General features: G+C 73.6%; 22 protein-coding genes. 10 read left to right on the forward strand and 12 right to left on the reverse strand.

The features are described 5' to 3' along the window. Window positions 1-270: 270 nt before the first annotated feature. Window positions 271-822, reverse strand: coding sequence for a hypothetical protein (locus tag ACIRPK_RS08025; protein WP_403034620.1), 552 nt, complete (start codon window positions 820-822; stop codon window positions 271-273). 169 nt (window positions 823-991) lie between these two features. On the opposite strand from ACIRPK_RS08025, the gene ACIRPK_RS08030 reads away from it, so the two are divergent. After that, window positions 992-1,909: a DMT family transporter gene (locus ACIRPK_RS08030; protein ID WP_403035125.1), complete on the forward strand. Its 918-nt coding sequence runs from the start codon at window positions 992-994 to the stop codon at window positions 1,907-1,909. Here the strand turns inward: ACIRPK_RS08030 and ACIRPK_RS08035 are convergent. Next, complete coding sequence (locus tag ACIRPK_RS08035; protein ID WP_403034622.1) at window positions 1,906-3,027, reverse strand: magnesium and cobalt transport protein CorA; 1,122 nt, start codon at window positions 3,025-3,027, stop codon at window positions 1,906-1,908. The two genes, ACIRPK_RS08030 and ACIRPK_RS08035, sit on opposite strands and share 4 nt — an antisense overlap. A 438-nt stretch (window positions 3,028-3,465) precedes the next feature. On the opposite strand from ACIRPK_RS08035, the gene ACIRPK_RS08040 reads away from it, so the two are divergent. After that, window positions 3,466-4,083 carry a suppressor of fused domain protein gene (locus ACIRPK_RS08040; RefSeq protein WP_403034625.1) on the forward strand — a complete coding sequence of 206 codons (618 nt, stop codon included), beginning with the start codon at window positions 3,466-3,468 and terminating at the stop codon, window positions 4,081-4,083. Between the two features lie 19 nt (window positions 4,084-4,102). Here the strand turns inward: ACIRPK_RS08040 and ACIRPK_RS08045 are convergent, their stop codons facing one another. The 6 genes from ACIRPK_RS08045 to ACIRPK_RS08070 form a co-directional block, all read right to left on the reverse strand. Continuing rightward, the gene (locus tag ACIRPK_RS08045) at window positions 4,103-4,720 is read right to left on the reverse strand and encodes a MarC family protein (protein ID WP_403034628.1); all 618 of its coding nucleotides are present in this window, start codon (window positions 4,718-4,720) and stop codon (window positions 4,103-4,105) included. A gap of 88 nt (window positions 4,721-4,808) precedes the next feature. Then, window positions 4,809-5,657: a PHP domain-containing protein gene (locus tag ACIRPK_RS08050; protein ID WP_403034631.1), complete on the reverse strand. Its 849-nt coding sequence runs from the start codon at window positions 5,655-5,657 to the stop codon at window positions 4,809-4,811. A 55-nt stretch (window positions 5,658-5,712) separates the two neighbouring features. Beyond that, window positions 5,713-6,351 (reverse strand): DUF6758 family protein, encoded by a 639-nt coding sequence (locus ACIRPK_RS08055; protein ID WP_403034633.1) that lies wholly within the window; start codon window positions 6,349-6,351, stop codon window positions 5,713-5,715. A gap of 243 nt (window positions 6,352-6,594) precedes the next feature. After that, window positions 6,595-6,741, reverse strand: a complete 147-nt coding sequence (locus tag ACIRPK_RS08060) for a hypothetical protein (RefSeq protein WP_184914594.1) — start codon at window positions 6,739-6,741, stop codon at window positions 6,595-6,597. 310 nt (window positions 6,742-7,051) lie between these two features. Further along, complete coding sequence (locus tag ACIRPK_RS08065; RefSeq protein WP_403034636.1) at window positions 7,052-7,918, reverse strand: alpha/beta fold hydrolase; 867 nt, start codon at window positions 7,916-7,918, stop codon at window positions 7,052-7,054. A gap of 232 nt (window positions 7,919-8,150) precedes the next feature. After that, window positions 8,151-9,695, reverse strand: coding sequence for a DEAD/DEAH box helicase (locus ACIRPK_RS08070; protein ID WP_403035128.1), 1,545 nt, complete (start codon window positions 9,693-9,695; stop codon window positions 8,151-8,153). A 593-nt stretch (window positions 9,696-10,288) separates the two neighbouring features. Between ACIRPK_RS08070 and ACIRPK_RS08075 the strand changes: the two genes are divergently transcribed. Next, the gene (locus ACIRPK_RS08075; RefSeq protein ID WP_403034638.1) at window positions 10,289-11,053 is read left to right on the forward strand and encodes a ferritin-like fold-containing protein; all 765 of its coding nucleotides are present in this window, start codon (window positions 10,289-10,291) and stop codon (window positions 11,051-11,053) included. A gap of 7 nt (window positions 11,054-11,060) precedes the next feature. Here ACIRPK_RS08075 and ACIRPK_RS08080 read toward each other — a convergent pair whose 3' ends face one another. The 3 genes from ACIRPK_RS08080 to ACIRPK_RS08090 form a co-directional block, all read right to left on the reverse strand. Further along, complete coding sequence (locus tag ACIRPK_RS08080) at window positions 11,061-11,336, reverse strand: hypothetical protein (RefSeq protein ID WP_403034641.1); 276 nt, start codon at window positions 11,334-11,336, stop codon at window positions 11,061-11,063. 117 nt (window positions 11,337-11,453) lie between these two features. Beyond that, window positions 11,454-11,678, reverse strand: a complete 225-nt coding sequence (locus ACIRPK_RS08085; protein WP_403034644.1) for a DUF3107 domain-containing protein — start codon at window positions 11,676-11,678, stop codon at window positions 11,454-11,456. 120 nt (window positions 11,679-11,798) lie between these two features. After that, the gene (locus tag ACIRPK_RS08090) at window positions 11,799-12,455 is read right to left on the reverse strand and encodes a TetR/AcrR family transcriptional regulator (protein ID WP_184914576.1); all 657 of its coding nucleotides are present in this window, start codon (window positions 12,453-12,455) and stop codon (window positions 11,799-11,801) included. 236 nt (window positions 12,456-12,691) lie between these two features. On the opposite strand from ACIRPK_RS08090, the gene ACIRPK_RS08095 reads away from it, so the two are divergent. The 5 genes from ACIRPK_RS08095 (at window position 12,692) to moeZ (ending at window position 18,786) form a co-directional block, all read left to right on the forward strand. Continuing rightward, the gene (locus ACIRPK_RS08095) at window positions 12,692-13,603 is read left to right on the forward strand and encodes an alpha/beta fold hydrolase (RefSeq protein WP_403034647.1); all 912 of its coding nucleotides are present in this window, start codon (window positions 12,692-12,694) and stop codon (window positions 13,601-13,603) included. 299 nt (window positions 13,604-13,902) lie between these two features. Next, window positions 13,903-15,414 (forward strand): DUF3492 domain-containing protein, encoded by a 1,512-nt coding sequence (locus ACIRPK_RS08100; RefSeq protein WP_403034650.1) that lies wholly within the window; start codon window positions 13,903-13,905, stop codon window positions 15,412-15,414. 23 nt (window positions 15,415-15,437) lie between these two features. Next, window positions 15,438-16,478: a hypothetical protein gene (locus tag ACIRPK_RS08105; protein ID WP_403034653.1), complete on the forward strand. Its 1,041-nt coding sequence runs from the start codon at window positions 15,438-15,440 to the stop codon at window positions 16,476-16,478. After that, the gene (locus tag ACIRPK_RS08110; protein WP_403034656.1) at window positions 16,478-17,431 is read left to right on the forward strand and encodes an NAD-dependent epimerase/dehydratase family protein; all 954 of its coding nucleotides are present in this window, start codon (window positions 16,478-16,480) and stop codon (window positions 17,429-17,431) included. The genes ACIRPK_RS08105 and ACIRPK_RS08110 overlap by 1 nt, the downstream gene beginning before the upstream one ends. 176 nt (window positions 17,432-17,607) lie before the next feature. Continuing rightward, window positions 17,608-18,786, forward strand: coding sequence for an adenylyltransferase/sulfurtransferase MoeZ (gene moeZ / locus ACIRPK_RS08115; protein WP_403034659.1), 1,179 nt, complete (start codon window positions 17,608-17,610; stop codon window positions 18,784-18,786). A gap of 55 nt (window positions 18,787-18,841) precedes the next feature. Here moeZ and ACIRPK_RS08120 read toward each other — a convergent pair whose 3' ends face one another. Continuing rightward, window positions 18,842-21,439 (reverse strand): flippase-like domain-containing protein, encoded by a 2,598-nt coding sequence (locus ACIRPK_RS08120; RefSeq protein WP_403034661.1) that lies wholly within the window; start codon window positions 21,437-21,439, stop codon window positions 18,842-18,844. A gap of 155 nt (window positions 21,440-21,594) precedes the next feature. Here ACIRPK_RS08120 and ACIRPK_RS08125 point away from each other — a divergent pair, with 155 nt between their 5' ends. Beyond that, window positions 21,595-21,930: an MGMT family protein gene (locus ACIRPK_RS08125; protein WP_403034664.1), complete on the forward strand. Its 336-nt coding sequence runs from the start codon at window positions 21,595-21,597 to the stop codon at window positions 21,928-21,930. Between the two features lie 30 nt (window positions 21,931-21,960). Beyond that, a complete protein-coding gene (locus ACIRPK_RS08130; RefSeq protein ID WP_403034667.1) occupies window positions 21,961-25,233 on the forward strand; it encodes an ATP-dependent helicase in 3,273 nt (1,090 codons plus the stop codon). The last annotated feature ends 170 nt before the right edge of the window (window positions 25,234-25,403 follow it).

A 25,403-nucleotide genomic window follows, 5' to 3' on the forward strand; every position in this document is an offset into this window, starting at 1 on the left:
GTGGCTCGGAAGGGTCAGGGGCTCGGGGAACTGCGACGCCGGCCTCGGGAAAGGCGATCCGTTCAGGGGTGGTCAGGCACTTTCGCAGTGACCCCGGCGCCAGATCTCCTCGCAGTTCCCCGAGCCCCTGGACCGTAGATGCCCAAGCGCTGGCCAAAAGTGCAGCCCCCGAGCCCCTGACCGTAGCTGCCCGAGCGCCTGCCGAAGGCGCAGCCCCGCGCCCCTGGGTGGTCGACCGCTGAGCGCCTGCCTGTGGCGCAGCGCCGAGTGTTAGCGGGTGCGCTTGAAGAGGAGCTTCGGGAGACCCGCCGGGATGGGCTTGCGGGTGGTGGCCGGGGTGGGCATCGGGGTGGTGGCGTGGGAGTCGTCCGGCATGGCGCCGGGCTGCTCGGTGAGCGGGCCGGTGGGCGTCAGCCGGAGGACGCGGCAGTCCCGGGCCCACCGCTCGGCGATGGTGTCGGTGTCGGGGGCGTTCAGGCGCTTGCCCTTGAGCTCCTCGACCGCGCCGAGCCAGGCGTCGCTGCCGGCGGCGAGCTCGCTGACGGTGGCCGGCCAGGCGGTCAGGCGGCCCCACTTGTCCTTGCTGCGGACGGTGACCTCGGCCTGCTGACCGGCCGTCAGCCCGTGCAGGGGCTGCTCGATGCCGTCGCCGACCACCACCACCGCGCCGTCGTGCCAGGCGTGCCAGAGGGCCCGGCTCTGCGGCTGCCCGTCGGCCCGGACCCAGAGCAGACCGGACTTCTTCGCGGCCTCCTCCAGCAGGGCCCGGTCCAGCGTGGCCCGGTCGGGTCCGGTGGGGGCGTCGGTCGTCGTAGGCTCCATGGCCGACAGCGTAAGGCTTCGCCCCCGGGTGTGGTCCGCGTGGTGTCTCACGGCGCAGGACGACAGTTCCATGGGTCCGCTACAGCCCTTACCGTGGTGTCCGTCCGCCTCCTGCCCCCGTTCCGTCGCCCCGAGGAGAGCTGTGCCCGCCGCCCGGCCCGACACCGCCATGCCCGCCCCGTCGGCGGCCCCCGCGCTCACCACCCACCCGGCCACCCTGCCCAAGGTGGACCTGCTGCTGCTGGCGGTCTCGATCGCCGGCATCTCGCTGTCCGCCCCGCTGATCAGTGCCACCGCCGCCCCGGCGCTGGCCATCGCGTTCTGGCGGAACGTCATGTCGGTCGGGGTGCTCGGCCCGTACGCGCTGCTCCGGCACCGGGCCGAACTGCGCGGGATCGGCCGCCGGGCCCTGCTGCTGGCGGTGGCGGCGGGGGTGCTGCTGGCGCTGCACTTCGCGCTCTGGATGCCCAGCCTGCGGATGACCTCGGTGGCCTCGGCCACCGCGCTGGTGACCACCACGCCGCTGTGGACGATCCTGCTGATGCGGCTGCTCGGGCACCGGCCGCCCCGGCTGGTCTGGATCGGGACGTGCGTGGCGTTCGCCGGGGTGCTGGTGCTGACCGGGGTCGACATGTCGCTCTCGCCGGACGCGTTGCTCGGGGACGCGCTGGCGCTGGGCGCCGGGCTGGCCGCCGCCGGGTACATGCTGCTCGGCGCCGAGGTCCGACGGACCGTCAGCACCACGGCGTACACGCTGGTCTGCTACGCCACCACGGCCCTGGTGCTGCTGGTGGTCTGCCTGGTCGGTGGGGTGTCGATGGGTGGCTGGTCGGCCGGGGTCTGGTGGCAGATCGCGCTGCTGATGGTGGCCGCCCAACTGCTCGGCCACTCGCTCAGCAACCGGGTGGTGCGGACCCTGGGCCCGTCGGTCACCTCGACGGCGATCCTGCTGGAGACCCCCGGCGCCGCCCTGATCGCGGCGCTCTGGCTCGGCCAGCTGCCGCCGGTGGCCGCGTACCCGGCGCTGGTGGTCATCCTGCTCGGCCTGGTGCTGGTCGCCCGGGGCGGCCGCAGCACCGGGAACTAGAGCCAGCCGTTGCGGCGGAAGCCCCGGTACATGCCGATACAGAGCACGGCGATGCCGGCCATCACGATCGGGTAGCCGTACCGGCTGTGCAGCTCCGGCATGAAGTCGAAGTTCATCCCGTAGACCCCGGTGACCATGGTGGAGACGGCGAAGATGGCCGCCCACGAGGTGATCTTGCGCATGTCCTCGTTCTGCGCGACCGAGACCTGCGCCAGGTTGGCCTGGAGCAGCGAGTTGAGCAGCTCGTCGAAGCCGTGCACCTGCTCGACCACCCGGGTCAGGTGGTCGGCGACGTCCCGGAAGTACTTGCGGATGTCCGGGTCGACCAGCCGCTGGCCGGGCTCGGAGAGCTGCTGCATCGGGCGGAGCAGCGGCGAGACCGCGCGCTTGAACTCCAGCACCTCGCGCTTGAGCTGGTACACCCGGCCGACGTCCGCGCCCCGGCCGCCCTTGTTGGCGAAGACGTCGAACTCGATGTCGTCCACGTCGGTCTGCAGCCGGTCGGCGACCAGCAGGTAGTTGTCCACCACCTGGTCGGCGATCGCGTGCAGCACGGCGGACGGGCCCTTGGCCAGCAGGCCGGGGACGTCGCCGCTCTCGCTCTCCAGCCGCCGCCGCAGCTCGTGCAGCGAGCTGTGCCCGCCGTGCCGGACGGTGATCACGAAGTCCGGGCCGACGAAGACCATCAGCTCGCCGGTCTCGACCACCTCGCTGGTCGGGGTGAGCTGGTCGTGCTCGACGTAGCGGATGGTCTTGAAGACCGCGAACAGCACGTCGTCGTAGCGCTCGACCTTGGGGCGCTGGTGCGCGTGCACGGCGTCCTCGACCGCCAGCGGGTGCAGGCCGAAGCGCTGGGCGATGCCCTCGAACTCGGCCTCGGTGGGCTCGTGCAGGCCGATCCAGCTGAACGGTCCGGCATCCGTCTCGCGGGCAGCGCGGACCCGGCGGGCGGCCTCCCGGGGGCTGCACCGCTCGCCGTGCCGCTTGCCGTCCTGGTACACCGCGCAGTCCACCACGGCGGACGGGGTCTGGCTCTCGTGCGCCGGGTCGAAGCCGTTCAGCTCCGCCCGGCGGGGACGTGGACGGACGGCGGCACGCAGGTTGTTGATCATCGACATGACGGGACTCCTCGGGCAGGAGGCGTCGCAGGGCGGCACGTGACAGACGGACCGTGGTGCGACGGCGGGGCGGCACGTTCAAGGCCGGCGTGGCCGGTTGTTCCGGAGCCGTGCAGAAAAGTCCAGGTGCCTTGCTGGGGCGCGGTTTGGACGATGCGACTCCGGGGAATGTGCTCTCCCGGCCGGACGTGACGCTGCCTCAGGAACTCCGTCGAGGAGTGGGGCCGCCGCTCAGACGAGGGCGGGGTGAAGGCGACGCGGCCGGGCAGAGCTGCCGGTACTGCATGGTCGGCTGGTATCCACCGCGAACCACCTCCTTCACTTCGTGGCCGTGTGGCGGAGATTCTCCAGTGGCCAGCTCCATACCCTAACAGTTGACAGGGCGCCAGCGCTGGGGTCTGCACGGGCCGGACGTCAGCGGGGCGTTAGGGTCTGGCCATGGCGCACGACTTCCACGACCCCGCCGAGCTCTCCCGCGCGTCCGTGCTGGCCGCGGTCGAGGCCCGCCTGCTGGCAACTTTCGGCGAACCGAGCGGCCGGGCCGCCGTCACCTTCCTCGGCGCGGACCGGATCGAGGTGCTCCGCTTCGGGCCGGACTCCGACGGCCTGGTGAGGTATGTCACGCTCGGGATGTCCGCCGCACCGATGGCCGACCCCACCTCGGTGGTGGCCGACCCGGTCCGCGGGCCCCGGGCCGAGCTGGTGCTGACGGTCCGTGGGGGCCACGACGACGTGCTCCGGACGCTGGCCACCTTCGCCGCCACCCCGCAGGTCGAGGGCCTGGTGCTGGCGCCGGGGGGTTCGCTCGACCTTGGTGCGCCGCTCTGGGCGGGCGCCCCGTTCACCTCGGTGCTGGCCGCCGAACCCGGCGGCCTGGTCCCGGACCTGGAGCTGGCCGAGCCCGCCGAGCCGGTCCGCTTCCTGCCGCTGCTGCCGATGACCCCGAACGAGGCCGGCTACAAGCGGGTGCACGGCGCGGCCGTGCTGGAGGAGCGCTGGCTCCGGTACGGCAGCGACCTGCGCGACCCGCTGCGCCGGGGCGTCCCGCTGGACTGACGTCCGGTCAGGCCCCGGGTCACGGCTGGTAGTCCTTGATGAAGCCGTAGACGCCGCTGGCCACCAGCTGGACCGCGATCGCCGAGAGCAGCAGCCCGGAGAGCCGGGTGATCAGCACCACGCCGCCCTCCTTGATCAGCCGGATGATCACCAGCGAGAACCGCATGGTCAGCCACATCACCACGTGCATGGCCAGGATCGCGGTCCACACCGCCAGGTCCTGGGCCGCCCCGTGGGCGCCCTGGACCGCCAGGATCACCGCGACGATCGCGCCGGGCCCGGCCAGCAGCGGGGTGCCGAGCGGGACCAGGGCGACGTTCACGTCCTTGGTCTGGGTCGGCTCCTCGATCTTGCCGGTCAGCAGGTCGAGCGCGATCAGCAGCAGCAGGATGCCGCCGGAGACCTGGAGCGCCGGGATCGAGACGTGCAGGTAGTCCAGGATCTGACGGCCGAACAGGCCGAAGCAGGTGATCACCCCGAGTGCGACGGCGGCGGCCTGCCAGGCCATCCGGCGCTGCACCTTGGCCGCCCGGCCGGAGGTGAGCGCCAGGAAGATCGGGATGGTGCCCGGTGGATCCATGATCACGAAGAGGGTGACGAAGAGCGACCCGAAGGTCGTGACGTCGAAGAAGCTCATGGGAGCGGATCGTTCTGGGGGATGGCACGGCTCATGTGACGAATTGTCCGATCCGCCTACCGCTGACGCGCGCTCAGCGCGCCGGGCTTCACCCGGCGATCGGCTGCACTCCGGTCGCCTGTGCCACCAGCGCCTCGTACACGGCGGGGTCGGTGGTGTACTCGCCGAGCCGGACGGTCTTGCGGTGGCCGTGGTAGTCGCTCGACCCGGTGGCCAGCAGCCCCAGGTCGGCCGCCAGCCCGCGCAGCCGGGCCCGGGTCTCCTCGTCGTGGTCCAGGTGGTCCACCTCCAGGCCGCCCAGACCGGCCGCCGCCAGGTCGGCGATCACCTGGTCGGACACGGTCCGGCCGCGCTTCACCGCGCCCGGGTGGGCGAACACCGGCACCCCGCCCGCCGCCCGGACCAGCCGGACGGCCGTCGCCGGGTCGGTCTCGTGCTTGGGCACGTCGGCCCGGCCGCCGTTCGCCAGCCAGTCGTGGGTGAAGGCGTCCGAGACGGTCGCCACCACGCCCGCCTCGACCAGCGCGCTGGCGATGTGCGGACGGCCCACCGAACCGGCGCCGGCGATCCGCTCGACCTGCTCCCAGCTGATCGGCGCCCCCAGCTCCCGGCAGCGCTCCACCACGGCCCGCCCCCGGCGGAACCGGTCGGTGCGGACCAGCTCCCGCTCGGCGGCGAAGGCCGGCTCGGCCGGGTCGAAGAGGTACGCCAGCAGGTGCAGGCTGACGCCGCCGACCCGGCAGGACAGCTCGGCCCCCGGCACCAGGGTCAGCCCGGTGCCCCGGACCGCCTCGGCCGCCTCGGCGTGGCCCGCCACCGTGTCGTGGTCGGTCAGCGCGACCACGTCCAGACCGGCGGCCACCGCGTTCGCGACCAGCTCGGCGGGCGAGTCGGTGCCGTCCGAGGCGTTGCTGTGGGCGTGCAGGTCGATGCGCACGGGTGACGGCTCCTCAGGGATCGGGGAGCCCCAATCTACGCGCCCGGCGCCCCGCTCAGCCGAGCAGCCGAGGGGACAGCGCCCCGCAGGGCAGCAGCCCGAGCTCGGCCCCCGCGTCCCGCAGGTCGGTGAGCACCAGCTCGTCGTACATCATCAACGCGGACTGCTCGGGCCAGGCGATCGCCCAGAGCCAGAGCCCGCGCGCTTCGCCGACGTAGACCGCCCGGTCGTCCGGCGCCTCGGGGACGTGCCACATCGGGGTCGGCCGGCCGGCGGCGGTCACCTTGGCGTCGGCCGGCTTGTAGAGCGAGACGCTGGGGCCGGGATCGGGGCCGGGCAGGCCCGCGTACCGGGCGCCGAGGCCGACGCCGAGCTCCTCGGCGACCAGCACCAGCTCGCCGAAACCGCCCAGCGGCCCGGGGCCCGAGCAGGCCACGGCGGTGGCGCGGGCGCCGGAGACGTCGTCTCCCGCGTGGGCGATGCCGGTGAACAGCCAGCCGACCGGCAGCGGCCACGGCAGCCAGACCGGCACCTGGGACCGGGCGACGGCGACCCCGAGCGCCTCGACGCTCGGTGGCAGCACCGGCTGCATCGGGTGCACGGCGCCGTGCTGGTCACACTGCCAGGTGTCGGAGAAGAGACCGGGCGCGCGGACCCGGCCGGCGCACCTCGGGCAGCTTGGCTCGCCCCTCATAACGGACAACGCTCCTCCCTCCGGAGCGCCGCGTCAAGGACGATCACCCGGATGGAGTGCGGTTCCGTCCGGGCCGGTGGCAGCCCCGTTGGGGGATGTCCCGTGGCGGGCGGCGGCAAACGTCGGGCAGCTCGGAGCGGGTCGCGCGGCGGAAGCACTGACGCCCCGTCACCGGTGTTGCCGGTGACGGGGCGTCAGTGCTGATCGGGGTCGCGGAACCGGCCGGAGCCGGCCCGGCACCCGTCACACCGTCTTGAACGGGCGGATGTACAGGCGCTCGCCGGTGCGGGCGGCCCGCTCCACGAACTCGCGGACGGTGTCCGCGTCGGCGATCAGGGTGTCGGTGGCGGTGCCCTGGACGTCGTCCAGGCGGAGGATCTCGAAACGCATGGGTCTCTCCCTTCCCTGCCTCACTGCATGACTGAGGCTTCAACTGACAGCTCGGTCTTCGTCGTCCGGGGTGCTGCTGTCGTACTGCTTCACCAAACGGCACCGGGCGGAAGCCGATCGAGCCTCATCACCACGGTGTCGTACTGCTGCTTCGGGGTGGTTGCCCACCCGTAAAGTCCCGGTTTCGGCGCACGGGTGCGCCGTTGTTCCCAACAGCGCTCGGAGCGCGATGATTCCCGGACAGAATCAAATATTACCCGAACTAACGAGTTTCTGTCGGTGAAAACCCCGGCAGGGCGCTGACCTGCGGTTACTCCGCGCTGTTCCAGAACCCGGCGAGCACGGCGGCGGTCGCGGCGGGCTGCTCGGCGTTCGGCGAGTGCAGCGCCCCGGGCACCGTGGTGTGCCGGACCCCCAGCCGGTCGGCCATCGCGATCTGCTCCGGGACCGGCCAGGCGTAGTCCTGCTCGCCGGAGACCACCTGCTTGGGCAGCTCGACCGCGGCCAGCTCGGCCACCAGGTCGGGCGCGGAGATCAGGTGCCCGCCCATCACGACCAGCGCCTCGGGACGGTTGGCCACCCAGCGGCGGTGCAGGAACTCGCCGATCTCGGGGCGGGGCCTGGGCTTGTCCTGCTCCAGCTGCTGGAGCAGCTGCCAGATCTCCTCCAGGCTCATCCCGCCCAGCGCGTCGATCAGCAGCTTGGTGCGGGCGGCCTCGTTCGGGTCGATCGCGGCCGGGCCGGTGGAGAGCAGGGTGAGCGACCGCCACGGCAGCGGCCCGCCCCGGCGGTCCGCCGTCAGCACCGCCTGCCGGCTGACCTGACCGCCGAAGGAGTGCCCCAGCAGGTGCAGCGGAGTGGTGGTGCCGAGCGCCGCCGTCAGCGCCAGCAGGTCGAGCGCCAGCTCCTCGATCGCGTACGCGGCGGGGTCGGTGTCGCCGCCGGTCTCGTACTGGCCGCGCTGGTCGACCGCCACCGTGCGGTAGCCCTGCTCGGCGAGCGGCTCCAGGAGGGCGATGAAGTCCTCCTTGCTGCCGGTGAACCCGGGCACCAGCAGCGCCGTCCCGCGCACCGGCCCGGCCGGCTCGGCGACGAACGACGCGAAACTCCCCCGCGAGGTCGCCAGCCGGACGGCACTGGCACAGACGGGCAGCTTCAGAAACGGCGGAGTACTCACACCGCCGAGCCTAGTGGGCCCGTTCCCGGTATCCGGTCGGCTTCGCCGCGTGGGCGACGCCCGCCTTTTGGCAGGTGCTTCGGAAGCGTCAGGGGCTCGGGGAACTGCGACGCCGGCCTCGGACGAGGTCACGCGTACGTAGGCGGTCAGGCACGGTGCGGTGTGACCCGCGCGTCAGACCTCCTCGCAGTTCCCCGAGCCCCTGGTGGTGCTGCCTCGGGTCCTGAAGAAATCAGCTCTCGTCGGTGGTGGTCCGACGGGTGCGGGTCCGGCGGCGCGGCGCCTCGGCGGTCTCGACCGCGGGGGCCGGAGCCGCCGCCGTCTCGGTGCCGGCGGCAGCCGAGCGCGGGCGACGCCGACGACGACGCGGTGCGTCGTCCTCGACCGCTGCGGCACCGTCGACCTGCGCGGCCTCGGTGACCACGGCCGCGGCCTCCGCGACGACCGCACCGTCGGCGGTGCTGCCGCCCCGGGTGCGACGCCGCTCGCGCGGGGCGCGGGCCGGCCGCTCGGCGGCCGGTGCCTCGACGGCCTCGGTACGGCGACCGCGGCCGGCGCCGGCCGCGCTGCGCGAACCACGCCCGCCGGTCTCGCCGAGGTCCTCGATCTCCTCCGCCTTCAGACCCGCCCGGGTCCGCTCGGAGCGCGGCAGGACACCGGTGGTGCCGGGCGCGATCTTGAGCAGCTCGTACAGGTGCGGCGAGGTGGAGTAGGTCTCCTCCGGGTCCGGGAACTTCAGGTCCAGCGCCTTGTTGATCAGCTGCCAGCGCGGGATGTCGTCCCAGTCGACCAGGGTGACGGCGGTGCCGAAGGCGCCGGCCCGGCCGGTGCGGCCGATCCGGTGCAGGTAGGTCTTCTCGTCCTCGGTGCACTGGTAGTTGATGACGTGCGTGACGCCCTCGACGTCGATGCCCCGGGCCGCGACGTCGGTGCAGACCAGCACGTCGACCTTGCCGGCCCGGAAGGCCCGCAGGGCCTGCTCGCGCGCGCCCTGGCCGAGGTCGCCGTGCACGGCGCCGGCCGCGAAGCCGCGCTGGGTCAGCTGGTCGGCCACGTCGGCGGCGGTGCGCTTGGTCCGGCAGAAGATCATCGCCAGGCCGCGGCCGTCGGCCTGCAGGATCCGCGCGACCATCTCTACCTTGTCGAGCGAGTGCGCCCGGAAGATGTGCTGGGTGGTGTTGGCCACGGTGTGGCCGGTGTCGTCCGGCGCGGCCGCCCGGATGTGGGTCGGCTGGCTCATGTACCGGCGGGCCAGCGAGATGACCTGGCCGGGCATGGTGGCCGAGAAGAGCAGGGTCTGCCGCTTGGCGGGCAGCATGGTGATGATCTTCTCGACGTCCGGCAGGAAGCCCAGGTCGAGCATCTCGTCGGCCTCGTCGAGCACCAGCGCCTTGACCTTGGAGAGGTCCAGCTTGCGCTGGCCGGCCAGGTCGAGCAGGCGGCCCGGGGTGCCGACGATGATGTCGACGCCCTTCTTGAGCGCCTCGACCTGCGGCTCGTACGCCCGGCCGCCGTAGATCGCGAGGACCCGGACGTCGCGGACCTTGCCCGCGGTCTGCAGGTCGTTGGTGACCTGGGTGCAGAGCTCACGGGTGGGCACCACGATGAGCGCCTGCGGGCCGTCGGAGAGCTGCTCCTCGGTGGCCCGGCCGGCGTCCACGTCGGCGCGGACCACGACGCGCTCGATCAGCGGGAGGCCGAAGCCGAGGGTCTTGCCGGTGCCGGTCTTGGCCTGGCCGATCACGTCGTGGCCGGTCAGGGCGACCGGCAGGGTCATCTCCTGGATCGGGAACGGGTGGAGAATGCCGACGGCCTCCAGGGCCTCGGCGGTCTCCGGGAGGATCCCGAGCTCCCGGAAGGTGGTCTTGGTGGGTTCAGCGGTGGTGGACAGGGTGCTGCCTCTTCCATGTGGTGGGGCCGAGAGCGAGAGGGCGGGCGGGCAGCCTCGTGAACGGCAACGGGCCGCAGAACAGCCCGACTCGTCGGATACGAGGTCGCACAACCGCGCCGGCCCCCGCGGCCTGCCGACTCGACCGGCCCGGTGACGGGCGCGTCGATCGGCGGCGTAAGGGAGGATTCCCGTGAGGGGCCAGGCGCGGGACCTGCGCCAGGGCGGCGTGGTCCGCGGCGGCCCTCGCTCGGCCACTGATGCGGTGCCAGGGCCCGAGGTCCGGGCCATGGTCGGAGCCGATCGGGTCTCCGACCGGGCATCCGCGTACGTGAACGCCCGGTGTCCGTACGCGGCACCAACACGTGCCACCGGGATACATCGAGCTTCCCTACCACCATACAGTCAGGCGACGACTCGAACACGTGACGTGCCCTACTCCGTACCGGGAGGCCCGCCGCGCGGGCGATAGGGTGACCGCAATGAGCACTCAGGCAGCCGACGACGGCACCCCGCTGGACGCATCCGTCACCTCCGTCGCTTCCGACCCGCCCGCCTCGATCGGCGGCTGGGCCGTCCGCTCGGCCGACCCGGACTACCGGGCCGCCGTGCTGGACCTGCTCGGCGCCCTGGCGTACGGCGAACTGAGCGCCTTCGAGCGGCTCGCCGAGGACGCCAAGTTCGCGCCCGGGCTGGTCGACAAGGCGATGCTGGCCAGGATGGCCTCCCACGAGTACCAGCACTACCAGCTGCTGCACGACCGGCTGGTGGAGGTCGGTGCCGACCCGACCGGCGTGATGACCCCGTTCGTCGAGCCGCTGGAGGCGTTCCACCGGATGACGGCGCCCGCCGACTGGCTGGAGGGCCTGGTCAAGGCGTACGTCGGGGACGCGATCGCGACCGACTTCTACCGTGAGGTGGCCGCCCGGCTGGACGACGACACCCGGGACCTGGTGCTCCGGGTCTCCGGTGACACCGGGCACGCCCAGTTCGCGGTGGACCGGATCAGGCAGGCGATCGAGGACGACCCCCGGGTCGGCGGCCGGCTGGCGCTCTGGGGCCGGCGGCTGATGGGCGAGGCGCTCAGCCAGTCCCAGCGGGTGGTGGCCGAACGGGACGCGCTCTCCAACCTGCTGGTCGGCGGCGCCGAGGTGCAGGGCTTCGACCTGGTCGAGGTCGGCAAGATGTTCAACCGGATCACCGAGGCGCACACCCGGCGGATGGCCGCCCTCGGGCTCGCCTCCTAGCGGTGACCTAGGCGTGCCGGTGCCGCCCCGTCCCGGGCAGCAGGTCGGGGCGGGCGAGCACCGAGACCAGCAGCACCGAGGTGACCGCCGAGAAGAGCAGCGCCAGTGCGGGCAGCTGGTCGCCCAGCGCGTAGTGGGAGATGACGCCGCCGAGCAGGGCGGCGACCACCGCGGTCGCCACGGTCAGCGATCTGGCGGCGGGGAAGTACTCGGGCAGCAGCATCAGCGCAGCGAAGCCGACGGCCAGGCCGATGAGCGCGAAGGCGATCGTTTCGAGGACCACGGGTTGCCTCCCAGGGGGTTCCCCATCGGATACCCCGCCGCCCCGGTCGGTACGCCCACCCAAGCCGAACGGCCGCCCCCTGTCCGGGGACGGCCGTTCGGGTACTGCCGGACTGCGTCAGCTGCCGAAGCCGACCTTGCGGACGCTCGGCTCGCCGATCTCCACGTACGCCAGGCGCTCGGCCGGGACGATCACGCGGCGGCCCTGCTCGTCGGTCAGCGTGAAGAGCTTCGAGGTGCCCTCCAGCGCCTTGGTGACCGCGCTCTCGACCTCATCGGCAGTCTGCGAGCTCTCGAGAACGATCTCTCGGGGCGCGTTCTGCACGCCGATCTTGACCTCCACGGCTTCCGTCCCTCCGGGTTGCAGCCATCCACACGCTCGAACCGCTGTTCGCGGGCTTCGCGCCGTACGGCTTCACCTTAGACCAGCCACCCCGCCGAACGGCGAAGGTCCGCTGATCGCCTATTCGGCGGAAGCGTCCGAGGACTCCTGGCCCGGGTGCATCGGGAAGCCCTTGAGGCCGCGCCAGGCGAGGCTGGCGACCAGCTTGACGGCCGCGTCGCGGGGGATCTCCAGGTCCTGCGAGAGCCAGTACCTGGCGGTGATCTGGGCCAGGCCGCAGACGCCCACGGCGAGCAGCTTGGACTCCGCCTCGGGCAGGTCGGTGTCCTCCGCGATGACCTGGCTGACCAGCGTCGCGCTGGCGTCGGCGGCCCGCTCGACCCGCTCGCGCACGGCGGGCTCGTTGGTCAGGTCGGACTCGAAGACCAGCCGGAAGGCGCCGGACTCGCTGGAGACGTAGTTGAAGTACGCCTCCATGGTCGCGGCCACCCGCAGCTTGTTGTCGGTGGTGGTGGTGAGCGCCTCGCGGGTGGACTCCACCAGGGCGTCGCAGTGCTTGTCGAGCAGGGCGAGGTAGAGCTCGAGCTTGCCGGGGAAGTGTTGGTAGAGCACCGGCTTGCTGACCCCGGCGCGGTCGGCGATGTCGTCCATGGCCGCGGCGTGGTAGCCCTGGGCGACGAACACCTCCTGCGCGGCACCGAGCAGTTGTTCACGGCGGGCGCTGCGCGGCAGGCGGGCACCACGCGGGCGCTCCTGCGCCTCCTGGACGGCCGTCACGGGCGCTCCTCACTTCACGGTCTGCGGCAGCGCCCACTGGGACGGGTGTGCCGGGCATTGCTGGCAAGGTGACTGATTCTACTTTTGGGTAACCCGATCCGCGCCGGGCGAGCGCGAGAAATGCACCCGGACCCCCTTGTCGGAAGCACACAATACGGGGCTCACCTGCGCTGTCCAGAGCTTGAGACGTCGTGGAGGCTGGGCCGACGCGGTCGGGCTCACTACGATCGTGCCTCATGAGCACTGAACAGCAGGTGGCGGCCGGGGACGCGGGGCCGGAGCGGACCGTCCGGGTCCCCGGGGCGGTCCTCGCGGTACGCGGTCCCGGGCCGGGCACCGAGGGCCTGCCGCCCGCACTCTTCGTGCACGGGCTCGGCGGCTCCGGGGACAACTGGACCGAGCTGATCGCCGAGCTCGGTGGTGAACTCGCGGCCGAGACGGTGGACCTGCCCGGGTTCGGCTGGTCGGCGCCGCCGCAGGACGGCAACCTGTCGGTCTCCGGGCACGTCCGGGCGGTGATCGGGTACCTGGAGGCGGCCGGCCGCGGCCCGGTGCACCTGTTCGGCAACTCGCTCGGCGGCGCGGTCGCGGTCCGGCTGGCCGCGCTCCGGCCCGACCTGGTGCGCAGCCTCACGCTGATCTCGCCCGCGCTGCCCGAGCTGCCGCCGCAGCGCACCGCCTGGCCGACCGGCCTGCTGGCGGTGCCCGGCGTCCCGGCGCTGCTGGGCCGGACCCGCAGCCCCGGCGGCGACGTCGAGCAGGCCACCCGGGAGCTGCTCGCGCTGGTCTACGGCGACCCGGCGGCGGTGCCGTCCGCCCAGTGGGACCGGGCGGTGGCGGAGTACCGGCGCCGGGCCGGGCTGCCGTACGCGCTGTCGGCGCTGGCCGGGTCGGCGCGCGGGATCGTCGCGGCGTACACCGAGCGCGGCGAGCAGTCGCTCTGGCGGCAGGCGGCGCAGGTGAAGGCGCCGGTGCTGCTGGTGTACGGGCTGCGCGACAAGCTGGTCTCGTACCGGTCCGCCCGGCGGGCCTGCGCGGAGTTCGCGGACGCCCGGCTGCTGGTGCTGCCGGACTCGGGGCACGTGGCGATGCTGGAGCACCCCGAGCTGGTGGCGCGCTCGGTGCGGGAGCTGCTGGCCGAGAGCTGACGGCCCGGAGCCGACGGGGCGGCGGACGGCCGGAGAACGGCGGACCCCGGCCGAGGTCACGCGGTTTCACTCGTTCAGGTGGCAGCCGGGTCGGTGGCCGATGGCCTGTCCGCGTTTCGTTCTACCTTCGTGCTGTCGGACCGAACAGGTGTGGGGGAGCAGCAGGCGTCCGCGGCTGCGCAGGGTGTCGAGCGGTGCGGCGCAGCCCGCCGGAGCCCGTTCCGAGTTACCGGTACGCCGGCTGAGGCCGCGGCGGTACCGCACCCGGTCAAGGGAACCGCTCTGCTCTGGAGGTCGTCGTGCGCATTGCTCTGCTCACCGAGGGTGCCAGCTCGTACGCACAGCGTGTCGACAGTTGGTGCGGGCGGCTGATCGAGGGCCTGCCGGAGCACGAGTTCCGGCTCTACCTGCTGGGTGGTGGCGGCGGGCCGGTCGAGGGGCCGGTGCCGGTCGCCGAGCTGTCGCTCTGGGGGCGGCGGCCGAAGGGGCGCGGGCCCGCGCTGCACCGGCGGCGGTCCTACCAGCAGGCGTACCGGACGCTGATCCGCTCGCTGGTGATACCCGGCGAGCGGGAGTCCTTCGGCCCCGCGCTGCACCGGCTGGCCGCGCTCGGCCGGGAGGACGGCGCGCTGCCGGCCTTCCTGGCCTCGGGCCCGGCCCAGCGGGTGCTGGAGCAGGTCTGGCGCTCGCCCGGTGCCGAGACGGCGGCGGGCCAGCCGCAGGTCAGAGACGTGCTGGTGGCGGCGGACCTGCTGGAGCAGTGCCTCCGGCCGCTCTCCGCACCCTGGTACGGCACCGGCCCCGGGGGGCTCGGCTCGGCCGACCTGTGCCACGTGGTGGGCGGCGGCCCGGCCGCGCTCCCCGCGCTGGTCGCCAAGGAGCTGCACGGGGTCCCGTTCGTGATCACCGAGCACGGGCTGCACCTGCGCGAGCAGTACCGCAGCTACCGCACCGCGCCGTACCGCTGGCCGGTCCGCGCGCTGCTGATCGCCTTCTTCCGGCTGCTGACCGAGGAGACCTACCAGCAGGCCGCGGTGCTCACCCCGGGCAGCGGTTACGACCGGCACTGGCAGGAGCGCTGCGGGGCCGACCCGGCCCGGATCAGGGTGGTGCACGAGGGCACCCCGGCGGTGGCCCGGGCGGCGGCCGGGCCGGAGCCGGAAGGCCCGGTGCTGGTCTGGGCCGGGGCGCTGGAGCCGGGCCGCGACCCGGCGCTGATGCTGCACGCCTTCGCCCGGATCAGGGCCGAGCTGCCCGCCGCCCGGCTGCGGATGTACGGCGAGGAGGGGGCACCGGGCTTCCTGGCGCACTGCCGGGGGATAGCCGAGCGGCTCGGGGTGGACGCGGCGGTCTCGTTCGAGGGCAGGCCCGAGGGCGGCCCGGCCGAGGTCTGGGCGGCGGGCAGCCTGGTGGTGTTCTCGGCGCTGGCCCAGCGCAGCCCGCGCCTGTTGGCGGACGCGATGCTGAGCGGCCGCGCGGTGGTGGCCACCGAGGTCGGGGTGGCCCGTGAGGTGGTCGGGCCGACCGGTCTGCTGGTCCCGCCGCGTGACCCCGCCGCGCTGGCCACCGCCTGCCTGGCCCTGCTCGGCGACGAGGAGCGGCGGGCCAGGCTCGGGCTGGCCGGGCGGCTGCGGGCGCAGGAGCGGTTCGCGGTGGAGCCGGTGGTGACCGCCTTCCGGGAGGTCTACCTGGAGCTGGTGTCCCGCTGGCCCGCCTTCCCGGCGGCGGCGAAGACGGCCGCCCGCCCGTTCGCCCGGCCCGCCGAGTACTGGGTGGCGGGGCCGGCCGACGCCGTGGCCGAGGCCGTCTGATGACCGGGCGGGAGGTGGATCCGGTGCGGGAGCTGATGGAGCGTCACCGCACCTCGTGCGAGCAGGCCGTGGACGCGCTGGAGATCGCCGCCGCCCTGGAGGACGCCGGGTTCGGCCCGGCCGAGGCGGCCCGCTGCCGGCACGCCGACGTGTTCTCGCTGGCCGAGGAGCTGTACGCCCGGGTCCCGCGCCGCCTGCCGACCGCCCCCGTGCCGGTGCCGCCGGTGCGCCGCGGGCAGCGGTCCTGGCAGGCGCTGCGCAGCGCCGTCCGGCACGGGCTGCCGGCGGCGGTGCTGGCCGGGGGTGCCGCACTGCTGCCGTCGGTGGCCCGGGGGCCGCTGGCCGTGCTCTGCGGCGGCTGGCTGGCCTGGGCGGCGGCCCGCCCGCCCGCGCGCTCCGACCACCCGTCGGCTGACGCCGGATCAGGCGGAACGGTCCTGCACCGGGCCGGCCACGGCGTCGGGGTGGCCCTGCTGGTGGTGCTGCCGGTGACGGCCGGCGGGCCGGCCGGGGCGGTGCTCGGCGTGGCCGCCGCGACCGCCGCCGGTGCGGTGGAGTGGGCCACCGGGTGGCTCCGGCAGGTGGCCTGGAGCCACCTCGGCGCGGCCCGCACGATGGCCGAATTCCGGGCCCGGATGTGGCCCGCGCTGCCGGTGGCCGCCGGCCTGCAACTGCTGGCGACGGCCGGGCTCGGCCTGGCCGGCCTGCTGCTGCTCGACGTGGTCGACCCGGGCCCGGGTGGCGGCCTGCTGTACCAGGCCGTGCAGCGGGCCGACGGTCCGCAGTGGGCCGGCCAGGCCGCGCTCGGCCTGCTGCTGCTCCCGGCCACGGTGCTGCTGCGCTGCGGCCGGGGCACCCCGGCGGTGGCCGCCCTGCTGGCGGCCGGCTCGGCCGGTCTGCTGCTGACGACGGTCGCCCGGTGGCGGCCGGAGACCGCCCAACTGTTCACCTGCGGCTCGGCCGCCGCCCTGCTGCTGCCGTACGCCTGGCTGGTGCTGGGCCGGCCGGGCGCGCACCGCCGCTCCCCAACCCCTGTCCGTATCTCGTGGAAGGACACCCCCTGATGAGGGTGCTGCTGCTGGGCGCCGACGGCTTCATCGGCCGTCGGGTCGCCGAACGACTGCTGGTCGAACCGGACCTCCAGGTCACCGTGCTCGGCCGACGCGATTCGGCCGACATCCGCTTCGACCTGACGGCGGGCAGTCCCGGCGCGCTGGCCCGGTTCCTGGACGCGGTGGCCCCGCAGGCGGTGATCAACTGCGCCGGGGCGACGTACGGCAGCTCACGGTCGCTGATCCGGTCCAACACGCTCGCGGTGGCCACCGTCTGCGAGGCGATCCGGCGCAGCCGGGAGCCGGCCAGGCTGGTGCACGTCGGCTCCGCCGCCGAGTACGGGCCGATGCCCAGCGGGGTGCCGGTCCCGGAGAGCGCGGAGCCCCGGCCGTCCGGCCCGTACGGGGTCTCCAAGCTGGCGGGGACGGAGCTGGTGCTGGCCTCCGGGTTGGACGCGGCGGTGCTCCGGGTCTTCGACGTGGTCGGCCCCGGGTCGCCCGCGGCCTCGCTGTTCGGACGGCTGGCGGAGGGGCTGCGCCGGGCGCTGGAGCAGGAGGAGCACCAGGTCCGAATGCCCGACCTGTCCGGATACCGGGATTTCGTCGACGTCCGGGACGTCGCCCGGGCGATCCAGTCGGCCGCCGTCTCGGCCGCCACCGGGGTGATCAACATCGGCAGCGGCCACGCCGTCCGGGCCCGGGACGCGGCGCAGCTGCTGGTGCGGGCGGCCGGCTTCGAGGGCTCGATCAGCGAGGACGCCCGGGTGGCGGTGCTGCCGGGGCAGCTCGGGGTGGGAGCACTCGGGACGGGGCACGACCACCCGCCGCACCGCCCGGGCGGTGAGCCGGTGCAGTGGCGGCAGGCCGACGTCCGGACCGCCAGGGACCGTCTCGGCTGGCGGACACAGGTGCCGCTGGAGGAGTCGCTCGGCGACATCTGGCTGGAGACGGCCTGCCGGGTCTGACCGCCGCCCACCAGGGGAGTTGGGCGTTCGGGGGGTGGTCCCAGCATCCGGCGCCGACCGTCTCACCCATCGGACCTGCTGTCTCGGAATACCCCGGCCGAGTGACACTGTTGGCGTAGCTGAGTCACCGGATGGTGCCTCCTGCCCAGCCCGAACTGACGACCATCGGAGTCCCCGTGTCGCTGCCACCCCTGGTCGAACCGGCCGCCGAGCTCACCGTTGACGAGGTCCGCCGGTACTCCCGCCACCTGATCATCCCGGATGTCGGGATGGCCGGGCAGAAGCGGCTGAAGAACGCCAAGGTGCTCTGTGTCGGCGCCGGCGGTCTCGGCTCGCCCGCCCTGATGTACCTGGCGGCGGCCGGTGTCGGCACGCTCGGCATCGTCGAGTTCGACGTCGTCGACGAGTCGAACCTGCAGCGGCAGATCATCCACGGCCAGTCCGACATCGGCCGCTCCAAGGGCGAGTCGGCGCGGGAGTCGGTCCAGGAGATCAACCCCTACGTCAACGTGATCCTGCACGAGGAGCGCCTCGACAACGACAACGTGATGGAGATCTTCTCCGGCTACGACCTGATCGTCGACGGCACCGACAACTTCGCCACCCGGTACCTGGTGAACGACGCCGCGGTGCTGCTCGGCAAGCCGTACGTGTGGGGCTCGATCTACCGCTTCGACGGCCAGGCCAGCGTGTTCTGGGCCGAGCACGGCCCCTGCTACCGCTGCCTCTACCCCGAGGCCCCGCCGGCCGGCATGGTGCCGTCCTGCGCCGAGGGCGGCGTGCTCGGCGTGCTCTGCGCCTCGATCGGCTCGATCCAGGTCACCGAGGCGATCAAGCTGCTGGCCGGGATCGGCGAGCCGCTGGTGGGCCGTCTGATGATCTACGACGCGCTGGAGATGAACTACCGTCAGGTCAAGATCCGCAAGGACCCGGACTGCGCGCTCTGCGGTGAGAACCCGACGGTCACCGAGCTGATCGACTACGAGGCCTTCTGCGGCGTCGTCTCGGAGGAGGCCCAGGCCGCGGCCGCGGGCTCGACCATCACCTCCAAGCAGCTCAAGGCCTGGCAGGACGAGGACGAGGACATCTTCCTGGTCGACGTCCGCGAGCCCGGCGAGTACGAGATCGTCAGCATCCCGGGCGCCGTGCTGATCCCGAAGAACGAGTTCCTGATGGGGAACGCGCTGGAGACGCTGCCGCAGGACAAGAAGATCGTGCTGCACTGCAAGTCGGGCGTCCGCTCGGCCGAGGTGCTGGCCGTCCTCAAGTCGGCGGGCTTCTCGGACGCGGTCCACCTCGGTGGCGGTGTGCTCGGCTGGGTGAACCAGATCGAGCCGCACAAGCCGGTCTACTAGACCTCGGGTACGACGAGGGGCGCGGGGCCACTGGCCCCGCGCCCCTTTCGGCGTGCTACAGCGCGCCCCGGCGTTGCAGGACGTTGTAGCAGAACCAGCCGGGGATCACCGGCAGCCAGAAGGTCAGCGCCCGGTACAGGAAGACCGCCGAGGTGGCGATCGGCGCGGCCACCCCGCTCAGGGTGAGCGCGGTGATCATGGCGAACTCGACCGCGCCGATGCCGCCCGGGGTGGGGATGGCCGAGCCGGCCGCGTTGGCGGTCAGGAAGACCACCGCGACGGCGGAGAAGCTCATCGAGTACCCGAAGGCCCGGATCGAGGCGTCCAGGCAGGCGGTGAAGCTCAGGGTGAGCAGCACGATGCCGCCGAACCCGGTGAGCAGCTTGGTCGGGCTCTGCATCAGGTCGAGCATCCGGGGCACCACGCCGAAGAACAGCGAGCGCACCCTGGTCACCACGAACCGCCGCAGCGGGCCGACCGCCGCGATCACCAGGGCCAGCACGGCCGCGGTCAGGATCGCGATGATCACGGCCTTGTCGGCGCCCTCGTTGCCCTGCTTCTGACTGCCCGTCACCAGGCCGAAGACGAACAGCAGCAGCAGGTGCCCGCCCAGCCCGGCCAGCTGGGAGGCACCGACGCTGGCCACCGCGGGGCCGGAACGGATGCCGGACTTCTGCAGGTACCTGGTGTTCAGCGCGATGCCGCCGACCGCGGCGGGCGCGACCAGCTTCACGAACGAGCCGGCCACCTGGGCCGCCACGGTCCGCTTGAACGGCAGCCGCTCGGGCACGAAACCGGTCAGGCTCATCGAGGCGGCCACGTAGGTCAGCGCGGCCGCCGCCAGGGCGGCGGCCGCCCAGGCCCAGTTCATCCGGTCCAGGTTGAACTGCTCGGGCTTGATGGTGGTCAGCGCGAAGTAGGCCGCGAAGGCCAGCGCCACCACGGTGATCACGGTCTTCGGCTTGAGCCGCTCGATCTTCTCCGGTGCCAGCGGGGCCTCCGGGACGACCTGGAGGATCTGACCGCGGAGCAGGCTGAGCAGGTCCTCGCTCGCCGCCGCGATGTCCTCCTCGGCCTGCTGCTGGGTCCGCTCGCCCGCCGTGACCTGCGCCAGCGCCAGTGCCTGGGCGGCGGACTTGCGTTCCTTGTTCAGCCGGGACAGGTCGATCCGGGTGGAGCGGCTCAGCCCGACCGGCTGGAGCAGCGGCAGCGCCGCGGCCACCCGGTCGGCGCCGAGCACCCCGTTGGCGACCGCCACCGAGCGCTCCGGGCCGATCCGCAGCGCGAAGGTGGTGAGCAGCTGGGCGACGTCGATCCGCAGGGTCAGGTCGCCGGCCGCGATGTCGCCGCCGGACAGGTTGACCAGGTAGCCGGTCTTCTCGTCCACCACCAGCAGCGATTCGCCGGTCAGCCGGCGGTGGGCGATCCGGCGCTCGTGCAGCGCGTCCACCGCCTCCCAGAGCGAGGCCATCACCTGGTCGGTGATCTCCTCGTCGGAGAGCTCGTCCAGCAGTCGGCCGGACAGCTTCTCGTACACCAGGATGGCGGCGTCCGGGCCGAGCTCGGAGGTGGCCACCAGCTGTGGGGCGCGGGCGCCGGAGGCGGTGGCCGCGTACGCGATCAGCGCCTCCTGCTCCAGCGCCTGGCGCAGCGACTGCGGGCTGCGGCGGACCGCGACCGAGCGCAGCCGCAGCCGCCGCCAGGCCCGGTAGAAGAAGCCGGAGGCCTGCTGCTCGCGGTCGATGATGTGCACGTCCAGCGGTGGCCCGGAGTGCTGTTCGACGTAGTACCGCCGGGTGCCGCCCGGGGCGTCCGGGGCACGGTGCGCACCGACGGGGGCGAAGCCGACCTTGCGCAGGCCGATCATCAGGTGCTGCCCGGTCGGACGGATGTTGGGCGAGCCGATCGCGTACAGCGTGGCGTAGGCGACCGACCAGCCGATCAGCACGGTCAGCATCAGCGAGAGCACCGTGGTGTACCCGCTGATCAGTTCGGTCAGCCCGCTGAGCACCACCACGGACCAGAGCGCCACCCGCCAGCGCGGGCGGCTCGACATGCCGACCGCCGTCATGTAGGCGATCACCGGGGCGAGGTAGCCGTGCACGGGGTCGGTCAGCACCGGCTCGCCGCCCGGGGGCAGTTGGGTGAGCGCGGTGCGGACGGTCTCCGGGGCGCCGGCGGCGACCCACCAGTCCACCCCGAGCGAGGTCCCGTACGCCAGCACCGAGGCGAGCACGCCGTCGGCCACCCGCAGGCCGTCCCGCTTGATCAGCCGCTCGACCGCGAAGGAGAGCGGGACGGCCAGCACCGCGATGCTGGACACCAGGCCCGCGACCGTGGTCAGCCAGCTGGGGATGCGGACCGCGTTGATCGCGATGTCGTGTTCCAGGCCGGAGGTGGTGGAGACCGCGAAGCGGGCCACCAGGAAGAGCGCCACTATGCCGATGAGCCCGGCCAGGAAGCGGATCAGGTCGGACGGGCGGTGCGCCCGGGCGGCGAGCAGCGGCTCGTCCACGGCGAGGTGGTCGCCGTTCGGTGGCTCCTCGGCCACTCCTTCGTCCCCCTTGGTCAACGACGGTGGGTGCGGGCCGGGAGATGCGGTGGCGGACCCGTCCGGGCCCTCGTCCACGTCCACTTCTACCGTCCCGGTCATCTGGTCTTGTCCTCGTATCACCACTCACCGCCCCGAAGATGGTGGCACGCCGGGTCGCCCCTTGCCGGACAGGGGCCACATCGGGCGCGCCGAATCCCTCCCTGGGAGTGCCCGGATCGACCGGATGGTGCCGGAACCGGTCCGGTTTTGGCAGGATGCCGGAGGTGACCAACCTTGAGCCGGCCGACGAGCTGCCGCCGTACGCCGAGTCGGTGCTCGACCTGACCGAACGCATCCCGCCCGGCCTGGTGATGACCTACGGGGACGTCGCCGAGTACCTCGGCCGGGGCGGTCCCCGGCAGGTCGGCCGGGTGATGGCGCTGTACGGCTCGGGCGTCCCCTGGTGGCGGGTGGTCCGGGCGGACGGCCGCCCGCTGCCCGGGCACGAGCACCGGGCGCTGCCCGAGTACCGGACCGAGGGCACCCCGCTCCGGCTGGTCGGCGGCGAGCCCCGGGTGGATCTCCGGGTGGCCCGCTGGGACGGGCGCTAGCCTCCGGAGCGCGGCGGTAGGCTCGTCCGGGTGTCCTCCCCGTTCCGTCTGGTCCGCAGTCCGCTCGCGCAGCCGGCCCCGCCCGTGCTGGACGAGTACCAGCGGGCCGTGGCCGAGCACACCGACGGGCCGCTGCTGGTGCTCGCGGGGCCGGGGACTGGCAAGACCACCACGCTGGTGGAGTCGGTGGTCCGGCGGATCGAACGCGGCACCGACCCGGAACGCATCCTGGTGCTCACCTTCAGCCGCAAGGCCGCGATGGAGCTGCGGGACCGGACCACCACCCGGCTCGGCACCGGCTCGGCCACCCCGCAGGCCACCACCTTCCACTCGTTCTGCTACGCCCTGCTGCGGGCCCACCAGGAGCCCGCCGCGTACGCCGAGCCGCTCCGGCTGCTGTCCGGCCCCGAGCAGGACGTGATGGTCCGTGAGCTGCTGGCCGGTCACGCCGAGGACGTCCGGCTGGGGGAGGGCGGCATCGCCTGGCCACTGGACCTGCGGGCCTGCCTGACCACCCGGGGGTTCGCCGACGAGGTCCGGGCGGTGCTCGCCCGCAGCCGGGAGCTGGGCCTCGGCGAGGCCGAGCTGAGCCGGTTCGCGGCCGGCGTGCAGCGCCCCGACTGGGCCGCCGCCGCGCACTTCCTGGCCGACTACCTGGACGTGCTCGACCTGCGCGGGGTGCTCGACTACGCCGAACTGGTGCACCGGGCCGTGCTGCTGGCCGAACGGCCGGAGGTGGGCGACGCGCTGCGGGCCCGGTACGACGTGGTCTTCGTGGACGAGTACCAGGACACCGACCCGTCCCAGGTCCGGCTGCTGCGCCAACTCGCGGGCGGCGGGAGGGACCTGGTCGCGGTCGGCGACCCGGACCAGTCGGTCTACGCCTTCCGGGGCGCCGACATCAACGGCATCCTCGACTTCCCCGACACCTTCCCGAAGGCCGACGGCAGCCCCGGCGACGTCAAGGTGCTCCGGGTCTCCCGCCGCTCCGGCGCGGTCCTGCTGGCCGCCGCCCGGGAGCTCACCCGGCGGATGCCGATGGGCCGGCTGCCCGCCGAGAAGCTGGCGGCGCACCGCGCCCTGCTGCCCTCCCGCGAGGGCGGCCGGGTCGAGGTGTACACCTACCCGACCCCCGGTGCCGAGCTGGACTCGGTGGCCGACCTGCTGCGCCGGGCGCACCTGGAGGACGGCGTGCCGTGGGGCGAGATGGCGGTGCTGGTCCGGGCCGGCGGCCGGTCCATCCCCGGCGTCCGGCGGGCGCTCGGCGCGGCCGGGGTGCCGCTGGAGATCGACGGCGACGACCTGCCGCTCCGGGAGGAACCCGCCGTCACCCCGCTGCTGACGGCCCTTCGGGTCTGCGCCCACCCCGCCGCGCAGTGCACCGCCGAGCAGGCGCACACCCTGCTGACCGGCCCGCTCGGCGGGCTGGACGGCTCCGACCTGCGGCGGCTCGGCCGGGCCCTGCGCGAGGAGGAACGGCAGGCGCTGCGGGACACCGAGGCGCCCGCCGTGGTCCGCCCGGCCGAGGAGCTGATCCGGGAGGCGCTGGCCGAGCCGGACCGGCTGGTCGCGATGGAGCCCGGCTACGCCCGCCGGGCCCGCGAACTCGGCGTGCTGCTGCGCAAGGTCCGCGAACAGCTCGCGGGCGGCGGCGGGGCCGAGGCCGCGCTCTGGGAGCTCTGGGACGGCAGCCGCCGCTGGCGCGAACGGCTGGAGCGGGCCGCGCTGCGCGGCGGCGCGGCCGGCCGCAACGCCGACCGGGACCTGGACGCGCTGTGCGCGCTGTTCGAGACCGCCGCCCGCGCCGAGGAGCAGGTGGCCGGGCACCGGGGCGCCCAGGAACTGCTGGCCGAGCTGGAGGCGCAGGACATCGCCGCCGACACCCTGGCCGTACGGACCGTCAGGCCGGAGGCGGTGCGGCTGATGACCGCGCACCGGTCCAAGGGGCTGGAGTGGCGGGTGGTCGTGGTGGCCGGCGTGCAGGACGGCCTCTGGCCCGACCTGCGCCGCCGCGGCTCGCTGCTGGAGGCCGACCGGATCGGCCGGGACGGCCTGGCCGAGCCGCTCTCCCCGGCCGCGCTGCTGGGGGAGGAGCGCCGCCTCTTCTACACCGCCGTCACCCGGGCCAAGGACCGGCTGATCGTCACGGCGGTGAAGGCCCCCGCCGAGGACGGCGACGAGCCGTCCCGGTTCCTGCGCGAGCTGTACCGCGAGGAGCTCGACCCCAGGACCGGCCGGGTGCTGCGGCGCACCCCGCAGGTGACGGTCGAGGACGTGACGCACCGTCCGAAGCGGCCGCTGGCGGTCTCCGCCCTGGTCGCCGAGCTGCGGGCGGTGACGGTGGACCCGGCGCGTCCGCCCGAGCTGCGCCGGGCCGCCGCCGAGCGGCTGGCCGTGCTGGCGGCGGCCACCGACGAGGACGGCGCCCCGCTGGTGCCGGTCGCCCACCCCGACCGCTGGTGGGGCCTGGTGGACCGGACCGAGTCGGCCGAACCGCTGCGGGACGCCGAGCTGCCGGTGCGGCTCTCCGGCAGCGGCCTGGAGCAGCTGGAGAGCTGCTCGCTGCAGTGGTTCCTGGAGAAGGACGTCAAGGCAGGCAGCACCACCACCGCCGCCCAGGGCTTCGGCAACGTGGTGCACGCGCTGGCCGACGAGGTCGGTTCCGGGCGGACCCCGGCCGACCTGGCGGTGCTGATGGAGCGGCTCGACACGGTCTGGGACGCGCTGGCCTTCGACGCGCCCTGGAAGTCCCAGCAGGAGAAGGAGCAGGCCCGGGCGGCGCTGGAGCGGTTCCTGCACTGGCACGTGCTGGAACGCGGCCGGAGCACCGTCGCCACCGAGCACGACTTCGACCTCACCCTGCCGGTCGGCGAGGTCAGCGTCCGGATCCGCGGCTCGATGGACCGGGTCGAACAGGACGAGGCCGGCCGGGCGTACGTGGTCGACTTCAAGACCGGCAAGCAGCTGCCGACCGACAAGTCGCTGCCCGAGCACAAGCAGCTGGCGGTCTACCAGCTCGCCGCCCGGGCCGGGGCACTGGACGAGTTCTTCGAGCAGCGCCCCGAGGTCGGCGGCGCCGAACTGGTCCACCTCCGGGCGGAAACCTCCAAGGCGGAGCCGGAAGCCCCGAAGGTCCAGCACCAGGGCCCGCCGGAGGAACCGTGGATCGAGAACCTGCTCGCCGACACGGCCGGCCGGGTCTTGGCGGAACGGTTCGTCCCCCGGACCAGCGAGTCCTGCGCCCGCTGCAACTTCCGCGGCAGCTGCACCGCCCAGCGGGACGGGCGCCAACTGCTCGACTGACACCTCCCGGCAGCCGCTCAGCCCGCTACGGTCAGCGGCTCGGGGCTCTGCTGTCGGCAGGTGCTCAGCCCGCTACGGAGTCAGGGGCTCGGGGAACGGCGACGCCGACCGCGTTCAAGGTGATCGTCGCGTAAATGGTCAGGCACTTTCGCAGTGACCCGAACGCCAGA

This window comes from Kitasatospora sp. NPDC101801 (assembly GCF_044766665.1).
Classification (GTDB): domain Bacteria; phylum Actinomycetota; class Actinomycetes; order Streptomycetales; family Streptomycetaceae; genus Kitasatospora.